The sequence below is a fragment of the Albidovulum sp. genome, from assembly GCF_049646345.1.
GTDB lineage: Bacteria > Pseudomonadota > Alphaproteobacteria > Rhodobacterales > Rhodobacteraceae > Albidovulum.
The window spans coordinates 1-2,084 of record NZ_JBARVQ010000065.1; the positions used below are offsets into that span (position 1 = coordinate 1).

At 65.5% G+C, this 2,084-nt stretch carries 2 protein-coding genes and 1 pseudogene; all 3 read right to left on the minus strand.

The window, feature by feature from the left end:
* Nucleotides 1-108: 108 nt before the first annotated feature.
* Complete coding sequence (locus tag WBB85_RS01590; protein WP_432636874.1) at nucleotides 109-1,371, minus strand: aminotransferase class V-fold PLP-dependent enzyme; 1,263 nt, start codon at nucleotides 1,369-1,371, stop codon at nucleotides 109-111.
* Nucleotides 1,372-1,449: 78 nt separating this feature from the next.
* Nucleotides 1,450-1,863 (minus strand): GFA family protein, encoded by a 414-nt coding sequence (locus WBB85_RS01595; RefSeq protein WP_432636875.1) that lies wholly within the window; start codon nucleotides 1,861-1,863, stop codon nucleotides 1,450-1,452.
* Between the two features lie 92 nt (nucleotides 1,864-1,955).
* Nucleotides 1,956-2,084, minus strand: a pseudogene (locus WBB85_RS01600) (recombination mediator RecR); the annotation flags it as partial.

Consider the following 2,084-nt stretch of genomic DNA (forward strand, 5'->3'; position numbering starts at 1 on the left):
CCATTCGGGTCCGCATCTGCACGATCTCGTGCCAGTGCAGCATCAGGAGCTTGGTCCCACCCCCTTCAGAATGGACAAACGGGGTCGTAAGGTGGGTTTAAACCCACCTTACCGTGCCAATGTCGCGGCCTCGTCCATTGCGGTCAGAAAGCGGGCGACCTCGGCTTCGGTATTGTAGTGGCAGACGGATACGCGGATGCAGGCCTCCAGCCCGAGCGGGCCGAGGATATTGCCGCAATAGTGGTCGTTCTTGCGGATATGGACGCGGATGCCCCGCATCGCCAGGAACGTGACCAATGCGCCAGGCTCCATTCCGTCCAGCGTCAGCGACACCACCCCTTCGCGGCCCTCGGTTCCGCTACCGCCGACGACCGCGACGCCCGGCATTTCCGCCACCCCGCGCAGATTGCCGGTGCCGTGAAGCATTGCCTGCATCAGCCGTGCCTCATGGTCGTGGATCGCCCGGCCCGCCGCCTCGATCCGCGCGCGGCGACCCGTGGCGTCCGAAACCTCGCCGCCCAGCCAGTCGAAATAAGCGACCACGTCCGAGAAGGTCGCATAGACGCCCGCGTCGCGGGTGCCCAGCTCCCATGCCCGTTCAGGTCCGTCGACAATCTGCTCCTTGGCCAAGGCCGTCAGCCGGTCGGACGCCCAGCCGACCCCATAGCCATGCCGGGAAAAGACCTTGTAGGGCGACACCGCATAGCCGTCCGCGCCATAGGCGGCGCAATCGATCTGGCCGTGGCTGGCATGCTGGATGCCGTCGATGATGATGAACGCCTCCGGCGCCTGGTCCCGGATCGCCGCGACAATCGCCGGAACATCCACCGCCATCCCCGTCACCGGCGAGGTCTGGACGATGGTCGCGACCCGGATATCGGGCGTGATCGCCTCCTGATAGGCCTCAAGGCTGACGGTCCCGGTCGCGTTGTCATGCGGCACCAATACATGCTGCCGCCCGGCAACCTCGGCCCAGCGCGCCATCGCGCTGCGCGAAGCGGGATGTTCGAGCGTGGAACCAAGCATCACCCCGCCCTGCCTTGCGCCCAAAGCCGCCGTGCGGATCAGACGAAACAGAACCTCGGTCCCGCTTTCGCCGACAAAGACCTCGCCCCCCGGCGCGTTGAGAAAGAGCCGCATATCGGCCCGGCCCTTGTCGATCGCCGCCATCAGAGCCTTCGAGGCCGGATTGTCGCGCCCCTGATTGTCCGCATAGCCCGCATAGGCCGCCGACGTCCCGATCACCGATTTCAGCCTGAGCGCCCCGCCGGCATTCTCGAAGAAGATCCGCGGGCCTTCGAACGGACACGCCTCCACATGGGCGAAGCGGTCACGAACCCGGTCGACCAGGCCGGGGATCTCGGTGATCATCTGCGGTCTCCTGCCTTGCGCGTGGATGCGTACCGGTTTCGCGCAACCTGCACCGGAAGCAGGGGGGCTGCAATCCCGTCAGCGCGCCCCGCCCGGTGCCTTGTGAAAGCCCTCGTGCCTGTCTGCCGCATCAAGGTGATCGAGCCATGCCGCACGTTCAGCCAGAACCACCTGCGCGTCAGGCCGGTAGCCGCTCTGGTCAGCCAGAGTGGCCGCATGGATATGGATTTCCTCTGGCCATCTGTCCGAGCGAAAATAAAGCCGACTGCCGCAGGCTGGGCAAAAGCCGCGATGGGTTCCGGGCGAGCTTTCGAAATGGGTGACGTCGCCTGTCCATGTGACCGCATCCGACGGAAGCCCGACAAAGGCCGTGAACGGCGAAGAGGTGGCGCGCTGGCAGTTTTCGCAATGGCAGACGAGGTTGCGTGTCACCGGCCCGGCCGAAGACCACGTCACCGCGCCACAAAGGCATCGTCCCCTGAGCATCGTCATGCGTTCCTCCCGCATCCGGCCATGTGAAAGTCTGACCCCGCGCAGACGCCCCCACATGCCCGGCACCGACATGGTCTACGCGGTTTTCGCCCTCAGAACTGCTTACGCGCCCTGAGTGCCGCCTGAATCGTACCGTCATCAAGGTAGTCGAGCTCGCCGCCGATCGGCACGCCCTGCGCAAGCGATGTCGTCGCCACTTCGGTGCCTTCAAGGGCTTCGGC

Coding starts and splice junctions, on each gene's coding strand:
- WBB85_RS01590 (WP_432636874.1), bottom strand. CDS start 1,371: ATGATCACCGAGATCCCCGGCCTGGTCGACCGGGTTCGTGACCGCTTC.
- WBB85_RS01595 (WP_432636875.1), bottom strand. CDS start 1,863: ATGACGATGCTCAGGGGACGATGCCTTTGTGGCGCGGTGACGTGGTCT.